Genomic DNA, 16,370 nt, shown 5'->3' with positions numbered 1-16,370 from the left:
GCCTCCAATGAAAAAGCCCTCGCAGGATGCTCCTGCGAGGGCTTTTGTTTTTCCCGTCAAAGACAGCGGTTAAGGCAATTGACGGCGCAAGGCGGCGAAGAACAGCTCGGATTGCAGGCGTTCGCTCTGGACCTGAGCGGCAACCTTGGCAGCCAGATCAGGATCGACTGGCACTAGCGGGCGTCCCGTCGATTGCGCAAGCACCTGGGCGGTACAGGCGCGTTCCAGGAAGAACAGGTCGTCATAGGCATAGTCCAGCCGTTCCCCGCAGACCACGACGCCGTGGTTGCCGAGGAAGACCACGTCCGCGCCCTGCATTGCATGGGCGATGCGTTCGCCTTCGCTGACGTCCAGCGCCAGGCCGTTGTAGCGTTCGTCGATCGCCAGGCGGCCGTGAAAGCGCATGGCGTTCTGCGACAGCGTGGTGTCGAGCGCGCGATCCGAGGTGAGTGTCAGGGCCGTGGCGTAGGGCATGTGCGTGTGCAGCACACAGGCCTTGCCGGCGATGCGGTGAATGGCGGCATGGATGAACATGGCCGTGGGTTCGACTGCATGGCGGCCCGCGAGCTTGTTGCCTTGGGCATCGATCAGCACGATGTCGTCCGCTTGCACTTCATGCCACATCAGCCCGCGAGGATTGAGGAGGAAATGCTCCGAGTCGCCCGGCAAGGCCACGCTGAAGTGATTGCAGACGCCTTCGCCCAGACCATGCGCTGCGGCGGCTCGCAATGCGAGCGCAAGATCGGCGCGCAGTGCCGCGACAGATTCTGCGTGAAAGAGCGCTTCGGCGTGGCGAGAATCCTGGTTCATGTCTGCCTTTTCTGGTGTGTGGGTTGGGAAGGGCCAGGTCCGAAAGTGCCGGACCTGGTCAGTACAGGTCGCCGTCCACGTAGAACCACTGGCCGCCTTCACGGACGAAGCGGCTGAGTTCGTGCAGACGGTGGGCGCGGCCGGCCTGGCGGCTGCGGGCGACGAATTCCACGGTGGCGTGTTCAGAGTCCTGGCTAGCTGTTTGCTTGATCGCCAGACCCAGCCACTTCAGGTCGGGCGGATTGGGTTCGAGCGCGCTGGGGCGGGTGCTGGGGTGCCAGGTCGCCAACAGATAGGGCAGCTTGTCCAGCACGAAGGCGCTGTAGCGCGAGCGCATCAGCGCCTCGGCGCTGGGCGCCTGCAGCGCTTGCGGGCCTTCATGCCAGCGGCCGCAGCATTCGGAGTACGGCTTGGGATTGCCGCAAGGGCAGGCCGAGGCCGGGAGCTTGGAGGGTTTGGTCACGATGCGAAAAGCCCAGGACGCTCAGGCCAGCAGATCGTTGTATTCAGGGTGCCGGCGGATATACGCGTCGGCGTACGAGCACAAGGGCCGCACCTTCCAACCCCGGGCGCGCGCATCGTCCAGCGCGTACTGGGTCAACGCCGCGGCGACGCCGCGGCCGCCTACCTGGCTAGGCACGCCGGTGTGCGTGATCGCCATGGTGTTGTCTTGCAACTGGTAGTCGAGCACGCATAGAACGCCATCGACGGTGGCGGTGTAGCGGGAAAGCGAACTGTCGTGTGTGACGGAGATCATTCGGAGGAGTCCTGCTATGGAAGTGGGCAGGCGGCGTTGCCTGCCGGTTGCGGAGGATGCCGGCCTTTTGGCCTGAACCGGGCTGCAGCCCGGGTTCAGCGTTGCAGCACTTTCAGCAGCGCGGTCAATTGCGCATCGCGCGTCTGCACCAAGTCGGCGATGCTGCGCTCGCCGGCTTCGGCGTTGACGCCTGCGATCAGGCGCTGCTGCAGGTCTGGGGTGACTTCAGGTGCGCCAAGATCGTCCCACCAGGTTTGGACTGGGCCCAGCAAGTGATCCATGAAGTTTGCCAGCCCGCCCGCCCCGCCGCCCAGGTTGAAGGTCATGTGCGGGCCGAACAATGCCCAGCGCAGGCCGGGGCCTTGCGACACGGCGGCGTCGATGTCGGCCACGCTGGCGACGTTCTCGGCCGCCAGGTGTATCGCTTCGCGCCACAGGGCCGCCTGCAGCCGGTTGGCGATGTGGCCGGGGACTTCCTTGTTCAAGCGGATGGGGTACTTGCCCAGGCCGCGGTAGAAGGCGATGCAACGATCGATGGTGTCGGCCGAGGTCTGTTCGCCGCCTACCACTTCGACCAGCGGAATCAGGTGCGGCGGATTGAACGGATGCCCGATGACGAAGCGCGAGGCATGGCGGCACTGCGATTGCAGGCGGCTCATGATGAGGCCGGACGAGCTGGATGCGACGATGACCTGCGGCGGCAGCACGGCGTCCATGCGCGCAAAGAGCGTGGTCTTGAAGTCTTCGCGCTCGGGCGCGTTTTCCTGCACGAAGTCTGCGCCGGCCAGCGCAGCCTCCAGGTCCGGTTCGAAGCGCAGCGCCTCGGCAGAGGCGCCGGGCAGCACGTGTCCGAGTTCCGCCAGCACGGGCCATGCCGCTTGCACGCGGGCGCGCGTCAGCGCTTCGGCGTCGGCGGCGGGATCGCTGACCACGACCTCAAGGCCGCGAGCGAGGAACAGCGCAGCCCAACTGGCGCCTATGGTGCCTGCGCCGACAATGGCGACGCGGCGGATGGCGGGCGGGTTGGACGTGGCAGGGCTGGACATGCGGGTCTCCTGTGAGCACGGATAGGAGCATTGTGAAGCAAACGCCGACTGGTTGCCACGCACAGGGCGCGCGGGCAAGATAGCGGCTCTCTTCGACCTGCAGAATCCAGGAGTTCAGCATGAACGCGACGCCAGCCTCCCGATCCGCCGTGCCGTATTTTTGCCAATGGGAGTCGGCGCATCTGGCCAGCGAAATCATCCAGGGCAAGCTGGCCCTGGCCGATGATCCGGCCTGGCGGGGCTCGGGCGCGCGCGACGTGGATGAGTACGCGCGCTGGGCCAGCCATGTCTGCGGCATGGCCTGCCTGAAGATGGTGCTGGCGGCGCGCGACGGGCGGCATTATCCGACGCTGGAGCTGGCGCGGGGCAGCGTGCCTTACGGCGCCTATACCGTGGAAGGCGAACAGATCAAGGGCATGGTCTACGCGCCGTTCGTGCGCTACGTGGACGAGGCATTCGGCCTGGCGGCGCGGGTGCATGTCGATCTGCGCGCGGAAGAACTGCCTGGCTTGATGGCGCAGGCCGCCTACTTCATGGCGTCCGTGCATCCCTGGATACGCTGGCCCGAGCGGCAACCGCCCAGGAAGGGCGGGCACCTGGTGCTGGTGACGCGTGCAACGGCGGACTCGGTGACCTTCCACAATCCTTCGGGCGAGCCGGGCACGCAGGCCGATGTCGAATTGCCGCTGGCCGTCTTCGACGAATTCTTCGCGGGGCGCGGCGTGGCGATACTCCCGGCCGCGCACGCTTGAGCGCTGCGGCCTTCATGGCCTGTGACGGCCGCCGCCTTGCCCGCGTTCAGGCGTTGCGCGCGCGTTGCAGGTAGCGCCATGCCAGCACGGCAGCGAGCAGATAGCCTGAGGTGATGACGACGTAGGCGGCGGGCAGGCTGGCGCTCCACTGCGGCAGCAGATGCAGGATGGTACCCATCAGCGCGACGCCTACCAGCGCGCCCGATTGGCGGTTGGCATTCAGGGCGGCGGCGGCGCTGTTGGCGTGGCCCTTGCCCGATACCTGCATGACCACGCTGGTCATGGCGGGGACGGCGACGCCCACGCCCAGATTGGCCACTGCGACGATGATGGCGAACGGCCAGTAGGCCATGTCTGGCGAGAACATGACGATCCCCGCGGCGCTCATGGTCGCGGCCAGCGACACCCCGCCCAGCAGCGCTGTCGACACGTTCCAGCGCGCCGACACCCGGCTGGACAGCAGATTTCCCAAGGAAAATACGGCCAGCATGGGTACCAGCTGCAGGCCGGTCTCCAGGGCATCCGCGCCGCGCGCATGCTGCAGGAACAGGCTGAGCAAGAACAGCTGGCCGTAGGCTGCCAGATTGATCAGAAAGCCGACGCCGTTGGCGGCCGCGAATTGCGGGGTTGCGAACAGGACGCGCGGGATGATGGGGTCGGCATGGCGGCGCTCGCGCCGCACCAGCGACAGGGCAGCGGCCGCGCACAGGGCAATCGTGACCAGGATGGGGTTGGAGGACCAGCCATAGGCATTGCCCTGGATCAGCACGAAGCACAGTGAGGACAAGGCGATCACGCCCAGCAGGTGGCTCAGCGGATTGAGTGCGCGCGGGCGGCGTGGGGCCGCCTGGATGCGGCGGCGCGCCAGCCACAAGCCGCCCAGCCCCAACGGGATGTTGATGAGGAAGATCCCGCGCCAGCCGAATTGGTGGATCAGCACGCCGCCCAGGAGCGGGCCGGCGGCGCCCGCCACCGCCACGATGGCGGACCAGGCGGCCAGCATGCGGTTGCGCACCTGATCGTCGTCGTAGGCATGGGTCAGCAGGCTGAGGGAGCTGGGCATGAACAGGGCAGCGCCCAGCCCTTGCAGCATGCGGGCCAGGATCAGCATGTCGGCGTTGGGCGCCAGGCCGCAGAGCAGGGACGCCAGGGTGAAGACGCCCAAGCCGGCCAGATAGATCGTCTTGGCGCCATAGCGGTCGGCCAGCGCGCCGGCCACCAGCAGCAGGGCCGCGAAAGTGAGGGTGTAGCCATCCACGATCCAGACCAGGTCCGTCAGGGGGACGGTGAACTGCACCGCGATGCTGGGCAAGGCGACGTTGACGACGGTGACGTCCAGCATGGCCATGACGAATCCGATGGCCAGCGTGACAAGCGGCAGCAGGCCGGCCGCGGCGGGTTTGGCGGCCAGCGAGGGCGCGGAGAGGTTGGGGCAGGCGGAACTCATGGCTGGTGGTGTGGCAGGGCTGTCGAGGACTGAAGCTTAGACCTGCGCTTTGATGCAAAAAAGCCGAATAATTGCTTTACAGTGATGCAAAAATGCATAGATGGAGAGATCGCCATGGACTGGGACAATGCCAGGATCTTCCTGGCCATCTACCGGGTAGGAACCTTGCGGGGCGCCGCCGCGCTGCTGCAGATCGACCAGGCCACCGCCGGGCGCAGACTGGCGGCGCTGGAGTCCTCGCTGGACGCGCGTCTGTTCCTGCGCACGCCGGGCGGATACGTGCCCACGGCGGCCGGCGAACTGGCGTTCGCGGCTGCGGAACGCATGGAGCAGGCGGCGGACCAATTGCAGCGCCAGATGCAGGGGCTGGATCATCGCCTGTCCGGCGTGGTGCGCGTGGCGACCTCGGAAACCGTGGCCAGCTACTACATCATGGAAGCGGTGCGGCGCGTGCATGCCCAACACCCCGACATCCGCGTGGTGCTGTCCACGGCCATCCAGATCAGCAACCTGACGCGCCGCGAAGCCGACCTGGCGATTCGGAACATCAAGCCGGACAATCCGGATCTGATCCACCGCCACCTGACGCGCAAGGAGGTCGGCCTGTACGCTTCGCGGGCCTACCTGGCCGCGCATGGCGAGCCGCGCCCGGGCACGGCGTTCGCGGGCCACACGCTGGTGACGTACCAGCAGGCGGTGCTGCCGGGATGGTCCGATACCTTCTGCGGCGAACCCACGGGCAACGGCCGCATCGGCATGGAGCTGAACTCCGGTCTGATGATTCTCGAAGCGGTCGCGGCCGGGCTGGGCATCGGCGAGGTGCCTACGCACATGGCGCCCGGATATCCGGAGCTGGTACGCATCTGGCCGACGCGCAGCGAACCCTACGACCTGTGGCTGGTGATGCACGGCGACCTGAACCGCACGGCCCGCGTGCGCGCCGTGGCCGACGCGATAGTCGAGGTCTTCGAAGAAGACGAGTAGCGTTCCTGGCCGGGGGCGGCTTGTGGGCAGGCGCGGCAGGCGCTAATGTTTGCCTGATCTTTCAAAGCAACCATGATTCAGGAGTCGCGCGTGTCCGATCTTTGGCGTTTGTCCGCAGTTGAGCTTGCCGCCCGCATCCGCAAGCGCGAGGTGTCCGCCCGCGAGGCCGCGCAAAGCGCGCTGGGCCGGTTGGATGCCGTCAATCCCGCGATCAATGCCGTGGTGGACCACCGCCCGGACGATGTGCTGGCCCAAGCGGCGCAAGTGGATGCGATGCTTGCGCGTGGCGAAGACCCGGGGCCGTTGGCTGGCGTGCCTGTCACGGTGAAGATCAACGTGGACCAGGCGGGTTACGCCACGACCAATGGCGTGAAGCTGCAGAAGGATTTGATCGCGGCGCAGAACAGCCCTGTCGTGGACAATCTGCTGCGCGCGGGGGCCGTGATCCTGGGCCGCACCAACACGCCCGCGTTTTCCTTGCGCTGGTTCACCGGCAATGCGCTGCATGGCGATACCTTGAACCCGCGCAATCCTGCGCTGACGCCCGGCGGCTCGTCGGGAGGCGCGGCAGCCGCGGTGGCGGCCGGCATCGGGCATCTGGCGCATGGCACGGATATCGCCGGCTCCATCCGCTATCCGGCCTATGCCTGCGGCGTGCACGGCCTGCGGCCGTCCCTGGGACGCGTGGCGGCCTACAACGCCGCGCTGCCGGAACGCTCGATCGGCGGCCAGTTGACCGCGGTGTCCGGGCCCCTGGGGCGCAGCATCGCCGACCTGAGGCTGGGCCTGGCCGCGCTGGCGGCGCGGGATGCGCGCGATCCTTGGTGGGTGCCTGCTCCCCTGGTGGGAGCCGAGGCGCCGCGACGGGCCGCGCTGTGCCTGAATCCGGACGGCATGGACACCCAGCCCGCCGTGGTCAAGGCCTTGCAGGAAGCCGCGCGCCGGCTCAGCGAGGCAGGCTGGACGGTGGACACGCTGGATGCGGTACCGCCGATGCAGGAGGCGGCGGACCTGCAGATCCGCATGTGGCTGGCCGATGGTTACGACGCCATGGTGGCCGCCGCCGAGAAAGAAGGGGATCGCGGCGCGCTGGTGGCGCTTGCCGGCCAGCGCGACAAGGCGGCCGGGGCCGACCTTGCCAGTTTTTCGGCCACGCTGACGCGGCGCGCCACGCTGACCCGCCTGTGGGAACAGTTCTTCGCCGAGTATCCCGTATTGTTGTTGCCCGTGTCGGCCGAGCTGCCGTTCCCGGACAAGCTCGACCTGCAAGGCGATGCCGCGTATGCGCGCGTCTGGCGCGCGCAGATGACGCAGATCGGCGTGCCGTTCATGGGTTTGCCGGGCCTGTCGGTGGCGATGGGGAGCGCGATGAGCGAGGCGGGCGCGAGCCCGGTCGGCGTGCAGGTGCTGGCGGGACGCTACCGCGAGGACCTGTGTCTGGATGTGGGGGCAATCATCGAGGCGGGCGCAGCGCCCATCGATATCGCGCAGCCAACGGCCCACTAGTCCGCGAGAGCGGACAAGGCGGGCATGGGACGCAAGCTCGGCGTACGGCCGGGCTAGGGCTTGCTGAACCGCAGGCGCAGGACGCCGAGGTCGCCGTAGGCGAGTTCCAGGTCGCGGTTGGCGGGCACGTCCAGGAAGCCGGCGTAGGAGCCGGTGATGACGTGCTGGCCCGCGCGCAGTCCCAGGCCCTGTTCACGCAGGAAATTGGCCAGCCAGTAGAGCCCGGCCTTGGGGTGATCGTTCGGGTGGATGCCCGCGTGCTGCTCGGTTTCGACTCCGTCCACGGACAGCGTGATGCTCAAGGCGCCGGGCGCATCGTGCGGCGATGCGATGCGCGGACCCAGCACCAGGCCCTGATTGAACATATGGTCGGCCAGGAGCTCGGGCAGGCTGGCATGTTCCGGGGCTGCATAGCGGCAGCCCAGCACTTCCAGGGCCAGGCGCGCGCCGCCGATGGCCGCGTCCACGTCGGCTTCGGTGTAGGGCTCGGGACGGGCGGGCAGGTCCCGCGCAATTTCGAACGCGATCTCGGGTTCGATGCGCACGGTCTCGGTCTGGGCCGCAACAGGGCCGGCTTCGGCGTAGGCGACGGTCGAGGCGTAGATCGGCGCGACCACGCTTTTCTCGGGCGTGGGCAACGCGCTCTTCCAGGCGCCGATGTCGTCCCGATGCTTCTCAAGCAGCAGCTGCGCGGTGCGTTGCTGCACGGCGAATGCCTGGTTCAGCGATTGGGGGCGGCAGTCGGCGGGCAAGCGCGGGCCGGCGACGCCGGATTCGCGCGCGGCGACCAGATAGCGGGCCGCCTCGAGGCTGCCGGGATAGTCTTCGATTCTGATCTGCATGGGTTCAAGCTCCCAGGAACAGCATGATCCAAAGGACGATCATGGCGATCAGGCCGAGCCAGCACGAACCCCAGAAGCCGACGATTGGCCATTTCAGCGACAGCGGCGTCTTCTTCGGATCGACGTGGGTAAGCAGGTCGTTGGCGTTGCCGATCAGCCAGAAGCGCGTGCCGGGAAACATCAGGCGGAAGAAATAATCCAGCATGATGGACGCCTGGATCGCCAGCGGATACTGATTGAACGGGCGGTGCTGCAGGTACGGGTGCTTCAGCGCGGCGTTGATCTGCTTGCTCTTGAAGAACAGCACGATGCCGCTGAGCGTGCACGTGATGAAGCACAGCAGGAAGAGGCTGAAGGCCATGGCCATCGCGGGTGAGTACATGGGGATCTCAGGAAGACGCGGCGCGCCGCGTTCGGATGAAAAGAAAGCCTGCGGAAAATCGCTGACCGTATTGTAGAAGGCTTGCCGCGGCCCCGTGTTCAGGGCCGCGTCAGTCTGCGCGCAGCGCGGCGCCTTGGGGTCAGCCGCGCACCTGGCCTTCGCCGCTGAGCACCCATTTCAGCGTGGTCAGGCCTTCCAGGCCGACCGGGCCGCGCGCGTGCAGGCGGTTCGTGGAGATGCCGATCTCGGCGCCCAGGCCGTATTCGAAGCCGTCCGCAAAGCAGGTCGGCAGGTTGACGTATACCGAGCTGGAGTCGACCTCGCGCTGGAAGCGCTGCGCGGCGGACAGGTCCTCGGTGACGATCGCGTCGGTATGGCCGGAGCCCCAGCGCGCGATGTGTTCGATGGCGTCGTCCAGCGTGTCGACGATGCGCACCGCCAGGATGGGACCCAGGTATTCCGTGGCCCAGTCTTCTTCCGTGGCCGGCTTGGCGTGCGGCAGCAGGGCCAGCGTGCGCGGGCAGCCGCGCAATTCGACGCCATGTTCGGTGAGGGCCGCGGCCAGGCTGGGCAGGATGGAAACGGCGGCGACCGCGTCGACCAGCAGCGTTTCCATGGCGCCGCAGATGCCGTAGCGATAGGTCTTGGCATTGAAGGCGATGGCGTGCGCCTTGTCCGGATCGGCCGCCGCGTCGATATAGACGTGGCAGTTGCCGTCCAGGTGCTTGATGAGCGGCACGCGGGCCTCCTGCGACAGGCGGGCGATCAGGCCCTTGCCGCCGCGCGGCACGATGACGTCGATGTGCTCGGTCATGGTGATGAGCTTGCCGACGGCGGCCCGGTCGGCCGTGGCGACAACCTGCACCGCGTCTTGCGGCAGGCCCGCGGCGGCCAGGCCGGTCTGCACGATGCGCCCCAGCGCGATGTTGGAATGCAGGGCTTCGCTGCCGCCGCGCAGGATGGCGGCGTTGCCGGACTTCAGGCACAGCGCGGCCGCGTCGATGGTCACGTTGGGACGCGATTCGTAGATGATGCCGATCACGCCCAGCGGCACGCGCATCTGCGCCACGCGCATGCCGTTGGGGCGCACGCTGGTGGCGGTGATGCTGCCGATGGGATCAGGCAGGGCGGCGATCTGGCGCAGGCCCTCGGCCATGTGCGCCAGCGTCTTGTCCGACAGCGTCAGGCGGTCCAGCAGCGCCGGCTCCAGGCCGTTGCTGCGGGCTGCGGCCAGGTCTTTCTCGTTGGCGGCCTTGAGTTCGTCGTGGCTGGCGGCCAGGGCGTCGGCCATGGCCAGCAGGGCCTGGTTCTTGGCGGCGCCGGTGGCGCGCATCATGGCGCGCGAGGCGCGGCGGGCGTTTTCGCCCAGGGTGAGCATGGCTTGTTCGATGGAGGACGTGGACATGGCAGCGTCGATCATGAGAATGGGGCGGCGCGGACGCCGCCTGGAGATTCAGTGTATATCCGGCCGCTAGGCCGGGCGAACTCCAGCCGCAGGGCCGGAGGGAGAGGCGAAGGCGGCGGCTATGCCGCCTTCACGGTCGTCCGCCCGCGGCGGCGACGCGCAGCGCGAGCCGCGTCATTTCTTCCCAGGGATCGGACAGGCGTCCCGGCACCGACAGGCCCTTGATCAGGCGGTCGACCTCATGGGCATGCTGCACGGCGGCCGGCCACACGTTCGGCTGCACCCGGTTCAGCGCCTGCAGCGCCAGCCGTTCGTGCGCGCCGAAAATGCGCAGACGGCGCATCAGGCCGTTGACGTCCTGGCCCAGGGCGCGCGCTTCGGCGATGCGGGCCAGCAGGCGGATTTCCTCGCCGACCGCCCACAGCACCAGCGGCAGGGCTTCGCCTTCGGCGCGCAGGCCGTCGATCATGCGGATGGTGCGGCCGGTATCGCCGGCGAGCATGGCGTCGCGCAAGCCGAAGACGTCGTAGCGCGCGACGTTCAGCACCGCGCGCTCCACGTCCTCCGCGGCCAGTTGGCCTTCGGGGTAGAGCAGGCCCAGTTTCTGGATTTCCTGGTGCGCGGCCAGCAGATTGCCTTCCACCTTGTCGGCCATCCATTGCAGGGTGGCGCCGTCGGCGCGCTGGTTCTGGCGCGCCAGCCGCATGCCGACCCAGGCGGGCAGGCGGCCGCGTTCGATGTTGGCGATATCGACCATCATGCCGCCGCGGCTCAGGGCTTGCACCCAGCGGCTTTCGCGGGTGGCCTTGTCCAGGCGGGGCAGGGCGATCAGCACGAGCGTGTCCGGATCCGCCTGCTTCTCGGCCTGTTCGGCCAGCTTGGCCAGGGTGTCGGCGCCGGATTTGCCGGGCTTGCCCGTCGGGATCTTGATTTCAAGGATGCGGCGGTCGCCGAACAGCGACACGCTTTGCGTGGCGGCGGTGACCGAACTCCAGTCGCTGCGCGCGTCCATCACCATGGACAGGCGGTCGGTGTAGCCCGCGTTGCGGGCCGCCGCACGCAGGGCGTCCACGGCCTCGGTCACGAGCAGGGGTTCGTCGCCCGAAACCGTATAGAGCGGCGCCAGGCGGTTGCCTGGCCGCTGCAGGTGCTCGGCCAGGCGATCCGCGTCCAGGGGCTGTGCCATTTAACGCAGGATGGCCGGGTCGGTGGTGGACGGCGTCTGCCACGGTGTGGGCGTGCGCTTTTGATCCGGCGTGGTCGGGTCGTACAGCGGGGTCTCGCCGTCTTCCGCGCGCTCTTCGGCATTCTCGAATGCGTGACGCACTTCCGGCGCGGTCATGCGGCGCAGCAGGCGGGATACGAGGTCGCGCTGCATGGCCCGGTACAGCGTTTCGATCTGGCCTTGCTTGGCCTGCACGACCTGGTCGTCATAGGGCATTTCGCGGTAGATCGACAGCGTGGTGTCCGGGATCAGGGCGCGGCCCTTGGCGTCGATGAGGCGGAACGTGTAGTTGATGCCGAGTTCGTATTCCTCGACGCGGCCCTGGGCGTTCAGCGACACCTCCCGCAGAGTGCGGGTGTCGGCCACTTGCTGCAGGATGGCCTGCGCCTCCTTGGGCGTGGACACGATCTTGGTGTCCGGGGAGGCCGCGCGCAGCGCACGGCGCACGTCGGCGCCGAACTGCGTGGTGTCGGGAATGCCGACATACAAGGTGTCGAATGGCATCGGCGTGACGCCCCGCAAGGCGAAGCCGCAAGCGGAGAGCAGCATGAACAGCGCCAGGCAGGCGCCGCGCAGCAGCCAGGACTGGCGGGGGGAATGCGTTTGTTGCCCGGCGAAGTGCATGCTTGACCTCATCAGCCTACGACGTTGACCAGTTTGCCCGGAACCACGATGACGCGCTTGGGCGGACGGCCTTCCAGGAAGCGGGCGACCTCTTCCTGGGATGCCGCGAGCTTTTCGATGTCTTCCTTGGCGGCCTTGGCGGCCACGCGGATGGAGCCGCGCAGCTTGCCGTTGACCTGGAGCATCAGCTCGATCTCGTCGGCGACCAGCGCCGCCTCGTCCACGTGCGGCCAGGGCGCGTCGAGCAGGTCGCCCAGCTCGTGGGCGTAGCCCAGGTCGCGCCACAGGTGCCAGGTGATGTGCGGCACCACGGGATACAGCACGCGCAGCAGCACGCCCAGCGTTTCGGCGTAGGCGGCGTCCGCGGCCGCGCCTTCAGGCAGCTTGGCGTCGTCGATGGCGTTGAGCATCTTCATGCACGCCGACACGACGGTGTTGTACTGGATGCGCTGGTAGTCGTAGTCGGCTTGCTTGAGCAGGCCGTAGACTTCGCGGCGCAGATCCTTGACCGGAGCCGGCGCCTGCGCCCAATCGGCGCCATGGGCCAGGCCGCGCGCGATGGCCTCGCGCTGGCCGTAACTGATGGACCAGAGACGGCGCAGGAAGCGGTTGGAGCCTTCGACGCCGGAGTCCGACCATTCGAGGGTCTGTTCCGGGGGGCTGGCGAACATGACGAACAGGCGAGCCGTGTCCGCGCCCAGCGTGTCGATCAGCGATTGCGGATCGACGCCGTTGTTCTTGGACTTGGACATCGTGCCCACGCCGCCGTAGGTGATGGCGGAGCCGTCCGACTTCAGCTTGGCGCCGACGATGGCGCCGCGGTCGTCGTAGACGTTTTCGACGTCTTCCGGCCAGAAGTACTCGATGCCGCCCTGCGGCGTCTTGCGCGAGTAGATATGGTTCAGCACCATGCCCTGGCACAGCAGCTTGGTGAAGGGCTCGTCGAAGTTGAGCAAGCCCATGTCGCGCATGACCTTGGTCCAGAAGCGGGCGTACAGCAGGTGAAGCACCGCGTGCTCGATGCCGCCGATGTACTGGTCCATCGGCATCCAGTAGTCATTGCGCGCGTCGACCATGGCCTGGTCGTTGCCCGGCGAGGTATAGCGCATGAAATACCAGGACGAGTCCACGAAGGTGTCCATCGTGTCCGTTTCACGGCGCGCCGGCTTGCCGCATTTGGGGCAGGAGCAGGACAGGAAAGCCTCGTTCTTGGCCAGCGGGTTGCCGCTGCCGTCCGGGATGAGGTCGTCGGGCAGGACCACCGGCAGGTCTTTTTCCGGCACCGGGACCGGGCCGCAATCCGCGCAGTGGATGATGGGGATGGGGGTGCCCCAATAGCGTTGGCGCGAGATGCCCCAGTCGCGCAGGCGCCAGGTGGTCTGCTTTTCGCCCAGCCCTTGCGCGCCCAGGTCGACGGCGATGGCGTCGACCGCTTCCTTGTGGGAGAGGCCGTCGTACTTGCCGGAATTGATGGTGCGGCCGGCCTGCTTGTCGCCGTACCACTCCTGCCAGGCGTTGGTGGAGTATTCCTTGCCCGCCACGTCCACGACCTGCACGATGGGCAGGTCATATTTCTTGGCGAAGGCGAAGTCGCGCTCGTCATGCGCCGGCACGCCCATCACGGCGCCATCGCCGTAGGTCATGAGCACGTAGTTGCCGACCCAGACCTGGACTTCGGCGCCCGTGACCGGATGCGTGACGTACAGGCCCGTGGGCATGCCTTCCTTTTCGCGCGTGGCCATTTCGGCCTCGGTCGTGCCGCCCAGCTTGCATTGCTCGATGAACGCGGCCAGTTGCGGATTGGAGAGGGCGGCCTGCGTGGCCAGGGGGTGTTCCGGCGCCACGGCGCAGAAGGTCACGCCCATGATGGTGTCGGCGCGGGTGGTGAAGACGTACAGCTTGCCGTCCTGGATCAACTGACCGTCCTGGCCGGCGATCTGGTGCGGGAAGGCGAAGCGCAGCCCCTCGGACTTGCCGATCCAGTTTTCCTGCATCAGGCGCACGCGCTCGGGCCAGCCGGGCAGGTCGTTCTGGACGGCGCCCAGCAGTTCGTCGGCGTAATCGGTGATGCGCAGGTAGTAGCCGGGGATCTCGCGCTTTTCGACCAGCGCGCCCGAGCGCCAGCCGCGGCCGTCGATGACCTGTTCGTTGGCCAGCACGGTCTGGTCCACCGGGTCCCAGTTGACGACCTGGGTCTTGCGGTAGGCGACGCCCTTTTCCAGCATCTTGAGGAACAGCCACTGGTTCCACTTGTAATACTGGGGATCGCAGGCGCACATTTCGCGCGACCAGTCGATCGCCAAGCCCATCGCCTTCATCTGCTTCTTCATGTAGGCGATGTTGTCGTACGTCCACTTCGCCGGCGGCACCTTGGACTTGATGGCGGCGTTTTCCGCCGGCATGCCGAAGGCGTCCCAGCCCATGGGCATCAGAACGTTATAGCCGCGCATGCGCAGCTGGCGGGCCATCATGTCGTTGATGGTGTAGTTGCGCACGTGGCCCATGTGCAGCTTGCCGCTGGGGTAGGGCAGCATGGAGCAGGCGTAGAACTTCGGCTTTTCGGAGCCGTCGGCGTTCTTGGCGTGTTCGTGGACCAGGTAGACGTCGCGGGCCTGCCAGTCTTGGTGGGCGGCTGCTTCGACGGTATTGGGGAGGTAACGTTCCTGCATGGGCTCGTGCACGATGGCAAAAAAGGGTGAGCCGCCTCGCCGCGCGGGCGCGGAGGCGGCCAAAACCCCTGATTATAGGAGGTGCTAGGCGCGGGCAGGGGACGGAGCCGTTTCGGGGATGCGCGCGCTGGGCGCAAGGGCGCCATAAGCCAGCGTAATCACCCCGAGAACGGCGCCCGCCGTGACCACGCCGGGCCAGCCAAAATGGGCGTACAGCCAGGACGATACCAGCGAACCGGATGCGCCGCCGATGAAGTAGCTGGTCATATAGCCGGCGGTCAGCCGGCTGCGCGCTTCGGGGCGCAGCCGGTAGAGGGCGCTGCTGTTGGTGACGTGCACGCCCTGGATCGCCAAGTCCTGCACCAGGATGCCGGCCAGCAAGGCCAGCACCGACACCTGGCCGAATGCGATCAGTCCCCAGGAACCCAGCAGCAACAGCAGTCCGACGCGGGTGGCCAGGTTGCCCAGGCCGCGGTCGGCCAGGCGGCCGAAGCGATTGGCGGCGTAGGCGCCGGCGGCGCCCGCCAGGCCGAACAGGCCGATGGTGGTGTTGCTGTATTGATAGGGCGGGCTGGCCAGCAGGAAGGTCAGCGGAGTCCACAGCATGCTGAAGGCCGCGAACAGCAGGCCGCCCAGCAGCGAACGGGCGCGGAACAGCGGTTCCTCGACGAACATGCGCAGGATGGAGCCCAGCAGGCGCGGATAGCTCAGCCCGGCCGGACTCTGGTGGCGCGGCAGCAGGCGCCACAGGGCCGCGGACATGATCAGCATCAGGATGGCGGCCACCCAGTACACGGTGCGCCAACTGCCCACGTCGGCGAGCGCGCCGGCGACGGTGCGGGCCAGCAGGATGCCCAGCAGCAGTCCGCTCATGACGGTGCCCACGGCCTTGCCCCGCTCGTGCGGCGCGGCCAGCGTCGCGGCGAAAGGCACCAGGATCTGGGCCACCACGGACAGCATGCCCGTCAGCGCCGTGCCCAGGATCAGCACGCCGATATTCGGGGCGAAGGCGGAAATCAGCAGGCCGCCCGAGGACAGCAGGTTCATCAGCACGATCAGGCTGCGCCGCTCGAACATGTCGCCCAGGGGCACGAGCAGCATCAGGCCCACCGCATAGCTCAGCTGCGCGGTGGTGACGATGCTGCCCGCCGTGGCGCTGGACAGCGAGAATTGCTCGCTGATCGTATGCAGCAGCGGCTGCGCGTAATAGTTGCTGGCGACGGCGAGGCCGGTGGCGACCGACATCAGCAGGAGGATGGGCGCGGTCAGGGCTGGCGTCTGGGAGGACTGGGTAGCGGAAGTCATGGATCTGGATCGGGGATGATGGCTGCGGAAGAAGGCCCGGCTCAGGCGCCGATGCCGCCAGGCGTTTCCTGGTCCTGCTTGATCAGCAGCTTCCTGAGGAGGCCGGCCAGTTGCTTGCGCTCGGCTGCGGACAGCGGTTCAAGCAGTTCGTTGAGGTCCTTCAGATAGTCCTTCAGCACCAGCTTGATGGTGCGCAAGCCCTCGGTAGTGAGCGACACGATGACGCCGCGCCGGTCTTCCGGATTGGGGCTGCGCGTGAGCAGGCCGGCCTGCTCCAGGCGGTCGAGCCGGTTGGTCATCGCGCCGGAGGTCAGCAGCAGGGCCTCCACCAGCTTCTGCGGATTCAGCGCGTAGGGCGAGCCGCTGCGGTACAGCGTGGCCAGCACGTCGAATTCGCCCTGGTGCAGGTCATAGTTGCGGAAGCTGCGGTTCACGTTGCGTGCCGCCAGCGCGTTCAGGCGGAATACGCGGGTGACGACGGACATGGCGGCGAAGTCCTGGGCGGGACATTCGGCGGTCCATTGCGAGATCACCAGATCGACGAGGTCATTCATGGGCTTGGGGATTTATTTTTACGTGAAGTATCTTAACATGAAGATAAATTGAGAGAGCGGGC

Annotated in this window: 16 protein-coding genes; 3 read left to right on the top strand and 13 right to left on the bottom strand. The window is 67.3% G+C overall.

The features are described from left to right. Positions 1 to 69: 69 nt before the first annotated feature. The 4 genes from N5C88_RS31005 to N5C88_RS30990 all read right to left on the bottom strand — a co-directional run bounded on the left by N5C88_RS31005 (position 70) and on the right by N5C88_RS30990 (position 2,613). Positions 70 to 810, bottom strand: a complete 741-nt coding sequence (locus tag N5C88_RS31005) for an aldolase (protein WP_059371735.1) — start codon at positions 808 to 810, stop codon at positions 70 to 72. Positions 811 to 868: 58 nt separating this feature from the next. Then, on the bottom strand, positions 869 to 1,273 hold the full coding sequence (locus N5C88_RS31000) for a YchJ family metal-binding protein (RefSeq protein ID WP_059371736.1): 405 nt from the start codon (positions 1,271 to 1,273) through the stop codon (positions 869 to 871). 21 nt (positions 1,274 to 1,294) lie between these two features. Further along, a complete protein-coding gene (locus tag N5C88_RS30995; RefSeq protein ID WP_280016891.1) occupies positions 1,295 to 1,567 on the bottom strand; it encodes a GNAT family N-acetyltransferase in 273 nt (90 codons plus the stop codon). A 95-nt stretch (positions 1,568 to 1,662) separates the two neighbouring features. Further along, positions 1,663 to 2,613 (bottom strand): 3-hydroxyacyl-CoA dehydrogenase NAD-binding domain-containing protein, encoded by a 951-nt coding sequence (locus tag N5C88_RS30990; RefSeq protein WP_280016890.1) that lies wholly within the window; start codon positions 2,611 to 2,613, stop codon positions 1,663 to 1,665. A gap of 119 nt (positions 2,614 to 2,732) precedes the next feature. Here N5C88_RS30990 and N5C88_RS30985 point away from each other — a divergent pair, with 119 nt between their 5' ends. Beyond that, a complete protein-coding gene (locus N5C88_RS30985) occupies positions 2,733 to 3,365 on the top strand; it encodes a hypothetical protein (protein ID WP_118934682.1) in 633 nt (210 codons plus the stop codon). Between the two features lie 46 nt (positions 3,366 to 3,411). Here the strand turns inward: N5C88_RS30985 and N5C88_RS30980 are convergent, their stop codons facing one another. Beyond that, a complete protein-coding gene (locus N5C88_RS30980) occupies positions 3,412 to 4,812 on the bottom strand; it encodes an MFS transporter (protein WP_280016889.1) in 1,401 nt (466 codons plus the stop codon). A 114-nt stretch (positions 4,813 to 4,926) separates the two neighbouring features. On the opposite strand from N5C88_RS30980, the gene N5C88_RS30975 reads away from it, so the two are divergent. Both N5C88_RS30975 and N5C88_RS30970 read left to right on the top strand, forming a co-directional pair. After that, positions 4,927 to 5,796: a LysR family transcriptional regulator gene (locus N5C88_RS30975; RefSeq protein ID WP_059371741.1), complete on the top strand. Its 870-nt coding sequence runs from the start codon at positions 4,927 to 4,929 to the stop codon at positions 5,794 to 5,796. 90 nt (positions 5,797 to 5,886) lie between these two features. Next, positions 5,887 to 7,302, top strand: a complete 1,416-nt coding sequence (locus N5C88_RS30970) for an amidase family protein (protein WP_280016888.1) — start codon at positions 5,887 to 5,889, stop codon at positions 7,300 to 7,302. Positions 7,303 to 7,355: 53 nt separating this feature from the next. Here N5C88_RS30970 and N5C88_RS30965 read toward each other — a convergent pair whose 3' ends face one another. The 8 genes from N5C88_RS30965 to N5C88_RS30930 form a co-directional block, all read right to left on the bottom strand. Then, the gene (locus tag N5C88_RS30965; protein WP_118934678.1) at positions 7,356 to 8,144 is read right to left on the bottom strand and encodes a fumarylacetoacetate hydrolase family protein; all 789 of its coding nucleotides are present in this window, start codon (positions 8,142 to 8,144) and stop codon (positions 7,356 to 7,358) included. A gap of 4 nt (positions 8,145 to 8,148) precedes the next feature. Next, positions 8,149 to 8,526: a hypothetical protein gene (locus N5C88_RS30960; protein WP_280016886.1), complete on the bottom strand. Its 378-nt coding sequence runs from the start codon at positions 8,524 to 8,526 to the stop codon at positions 8,149 to 8,151. 139 nt (positions 8,527 to 8,665) lie between these two features. Next, positions 8,666 to 9,931 carry a glutamate-5-semialdehyde dehydrogenase gene (locus N5C88_RS30955; RefSeq protein WP_225589078.1) on the bottom strand — a complete coding sequence of 422 codons (1,266 nt, stop codon included), beginning with the start codon at positions 9,929 to 9,931 and terminating at the stop codon, positions 8,666 to 8,668. 130 nt (positions 9,932 to 10,061) lie between these two features. After that, complete coding sequence (holA, locus tag N5C88_RS30950; RefSeq protein WP_054451201.1) at positions 10,062 to 11,117, bottom strand: DNA polymerase III subunit delta; 1,056 nt, start codon at positions 11,115 to 11,117, stop codon at positions 10,062 to 10,064. Further along, positions 11,118 to 11,780: an LPS assembly lipoprotein LptE gene (lptE, locus tag N5C88_RS30945; protein WP_059371746.1), complete on the bottom strand. Its 663-nt coding sequence runs from the start codon at positions 11,778 to 11,780 to the stop codon at positions 11,118 to 11,120. Positions 11,781 to 11,791: 11 nt separating this feature from the next. Beyond that, positions 11,792 to 14,449 (bottom strand): leucine--tRNA ligase, encoded by a 2,658-nt coding sequence (gene leuS / locus N5C88_RS30940; RefSeq protein ID WP_059371747.1) that lies wholly within the window; start codon positions 14,447 to 14,449, stop codon positions 11,792 to 11,794. 84 nt (positions 14,450 to 14,533) lie between these two features. Further along, on the bottom strand, positions 14,534 to 15,754 hold the full coding sequence (locus N5C88_RS30935) for an MFS transporter (protein WP_059371748.1): 1,221 nt from the start codon (positions 15,752 to 15,754) through the stop codon (positions 14,534 to 14,536). 41 nt (positions 15,755 to 15,795) lie between these two features. Next, the gene (locus N5C88_RS30930) at positions 15,796 to 16,308 is read right to left on the bottom strand and encodes a MarR family transcriptional regulator (protein WP_118934670.1); all 513 of its coding nucleotides are present in this window, start codon (positions 16,306 to 16,308) and stop codon (positions 15,796 to 15,798) included. Positions 16,309 to 16,370: the final 62 nt, after the last annotated feature.

This window comes from Achromobacter sp. GD03932 (assembly GCF_029839485.1).
GTDB lineage: Bacteria > Pseudomonadota > Gammaproteobacteria > Burkholderiales > Burkholderiaceae_B > Achromobacter > Achromobacter bronchisepticus_A.
Note: the sequence above shows the minus strand (reverse complement) of the source record. Positions and strands in the feature narration are given on the sequence as shown.

What these genes read in the sequence shown, in the direction of transcription:
- N5C88_RS31005 (WP_059371735.1), bottom strand. Translation starts at nt 810, where the DNA reads ATGAACCAGGATTCTCGCCACGCCGAAGCGCTCTTTCACGCAGAATCT.
- N5C88_RS30995 (WP_280016891.1), bottom strand. Translation starts at nt 1,567, where the DNA reads ATGATCTCCGTCACACACGACAGTTCGCTTTCCCGCTACACCGCCACC.
- N5C88_RS30990 (WP_280016890.1), bottom strand. Translation starts at nt 2,613, where the DNA reads ATGTCCAGCCCTGCCACGTCCAACCCGCCCGCCATCCGCCGCGTCGCC.
- N5C88_RS30985 (WP_118934682.1), top strand. Translation starts at nt 2,733, where the DNA reads ATGAACGCGACGCCAGCCTCCCGATCCGCCGTGCCGTATTTTTGCCAA.
- N5C88_RS30980 (WP_280016889.1), bottom strand. Translation starts at nt 4,812, where the DNA reads ATGAGTTCCGCCTGCCCCAACCTCTCCGCGCCCTCGCTGGCCGCCAAA.
- N5C88_RS30975 (WP_059371741.1), top strand. Translation starts at nt 4,927, where the DNA reads ATGGACTGGGACAATGCCAGGATCTTCCTGGCCATCTACCGGGTAGGA.
- N5C88_RS30965 (WP_118934678.1), bottom strand. Translation starts at nt 8,144, where the DNA reads ATGCAGATCAGAATCGAAGACTATCCCGGCAGCCTCGAGGCGGCCCGC.
- N5C88_RS30960 (WP_280016886.1), bottom strand. Translation starts at nt 8,526, where the DNA reads ATGTACTCACCCGCGATGGCCATGGCCTTCAGCCTCTTCCTGCTGTGC.
- N5C88_RS30955 (WP_225589078.1), bottom strand. Translation starts at nt 9,931, where the DNA reads ATGTCCACGTCCTCCATCGAACAAGCCATGCTCACCCTGGGCGAAAAC.
- holA (WP_054451201.1), bottom strand. Translation starts at nt 11,117, where the DNA reads ATGGCACAGCCCCTGGACGCGGATCGCCTGGCCGAGCACCTGCAGCGG.
- lptE (WP_059371746.1), bottom strand. Translation starts at nt 11,780, where the DNA reads ATGCACTTCGCCGGGCAACAAACGCATTCCCCCCGCCAGTCCTGGCTG.
- leuS (WP_059371747.1), bottom strand. Translation starts at nt 14,449, where the DNA reads ATGCAGGAACGTTACCTCCCCAATACCGTCGAAGCAGCCGCCCACCAA.
- N5C88_RS30935 (WP_059371748.1), bottom strand. Translation starts at nt 15,754, where the DNA reads ATGACTTCCGCTACCCAGTCCTCCCAGACGCCAGCCCTGACCGCGCCC.
- N5C88_RS30930 (WP_118934670.1), bottom strand. Translation starts at nt 16,308, where the DNA reads ATGAATGACCTCGTCGATCTGGTGATCTCGCAATGGACCGCCGAATGT.